A 1,682-nucleotide genomic window follows, 5' to 3' on the forward strand; every position below is an offset into this window, starting at 1 on the left:
TCGGCGCCCCCGCCGGGACCTCCCGGCCGGGACCTCCCGGCCGGGACCTCCCGGCCGGGACCTCTCCGTCCGCTGTCGGGGGCTGCTGCTAGAACTGTGCGCGCCACGGCTCCCAACCTCGAGGAATCATTGTGGACTTCCCGATCGGCGTTCCCCAACATCCTTCTGATGTAGAGCACTTGAGCTACTTCCACGGTCTTCCCGTCCTGGACTTCCCGCAGGATCCCTCCGCCCGTGACCTGCCGGCCGACCCCTCTTCCGTGGCGTGGCGCATGCGGGGCGGCATGGGATCCGATGACGAGAGCCCGGACGCGTACTGGGACCGCTTCACCAGGACCGTGCCGCCGGAAGAGGTGCGCGCGCTCGTCTTCGGCGTTCCCTGGTACGGCATGGACGGCTGGGGCGCGGCCGACGAGCTCGCCGAGGCGAGTTCGCGTCTGGTCAACCTGGAGGCGGTGTTCCTCGGGGACGTCGAGATGGAGGAGAGCGAGCTGTCCTGGCTGGAGCAGTCCGACCTCGAACCCGTCCTGCGGGCGTACCCCCGGCTGCGGGAACTCGGGGTGCGCGGCAGCAAGGACCTGGAGTTCCCCGTTCTCCGTCACGAGGGGCTGCGCACCCTGCGCTTCGAGACCGGCGGCCTGCCCGCCCGGGTCACGCGCAAGGTGGCCGCGTCCGACCTGCCGTCCCTGGAGTGCCTGGAGCTGTGGCTGGGCGACGAGAACTACGGGTGCGACACCACCCTGGAGGACCTCCGGCCGCTGCTCACCGGCGAGCGGCTGCCCTCCCTGCGCCACCTGGGTCTGCAGAACAGCCGGTTCCAGGACGAGATCGCGGCCGCCGTGGCCCACGCCCCGGTCGTGGCCCGGCTCGCGTCCCTCAGGCTGTCGATGGGCACGCTCGGCGACGAGGGCGCCGCGGCCCTGCTGGACGGGCAGCCGCTCACCCACCTGCGCTTCCTCGACCTGCACCACCACTACCTGAGCGACGCCATGGTGCTGCGCCTCCGGGAGGCCCTCGAACCGGCCGGGGTGCGGGTCGACCTGACCGAACGGGAAGAGGCCGAGCACTACGGCGGCGAGGAGCACCGCTACGTCGCCGCCGCCGAGTGACCCGCCCTCCCCGGCCCGTCCCTCCTCCGGGAGGCCACCGTGCCGAACGGCCCCGCCTCCCCCGACCGCGACGACCGGCGCGCCGCCGGCCGCGCACCGGACGGCGGGCCCCGGCCGGGTCCCGGGAAGCCCGTGGCGCCGGGCCGGCCCCCGCGGGCGGCGGGACGGAGCGGAGTGCGTGCGGGCGTGCCGGAAGCACGCGGTCCGCATGACGGACGGAGTTGACCCGGGCGGGGCGGGGCGCTCATCGTCAGGTACGTCATGCCTCATGGTGCTGTCCCGAGGCCACTACCCTGGACCGGACGGCGCACCACGACCCGTGCCGCCCGATCCGAGCCCCCTTCCCGTGCCGATCCCCAGGAATGCCCGTGACCGCCCCCAGCGCCGCCACCCCGTCCAGCCCGGCCGCCCCCGTGACGGGCGGGACGCCCGGACCCGCGCCCGCGCCGGACGGCGCCCCGCGCGGGCGCGGCTCCCTGGGGCCGGTCGGCCTGGTGCTCGCCGGCGGGATATCCGTCCAGTTCGGCGGCGCCCTCGCGGTGACGCTGATGCCGCGCGCCGGCGCGCTCGGCG

At 75.0% G+C, this 1,682-nt stretch carries 1 protein-coding gene and 1 pseudogene; both read left to right on the forward strand.

Annotated elements, in window-relative coordinates; all coding sequences use genetic code 11:
- Positions 1 to 179: 179 nt before the first annotated feature.
- Positions 180 to 1,109, forward strand: coding sequence for an STM4015 family protein (locus AOK18_RS27885; RefSeq protein WP_240503339.1), 930 nt, complete (start codon positions 180 to 182; stop codon positions 1,107 to 1,109).
- Positions 1,110 to 1,477: 368 nt separating this feature from the next.
- A pseudogene (locus AOK18_RS27890) lies at positions 1,478 to 1,682 on the forward strand (EamA family transporter); the annotation flags it as partial.

This window comes from Streptomyces prasinopilosus (genome assembly GCF_001419695.1).
GTDB lineage: Bacteria > Actinomycetota > Actinomycetes > Streptomycetales > Streptomycetaceae > Streptomyces > Streptomyces prasinopilosus.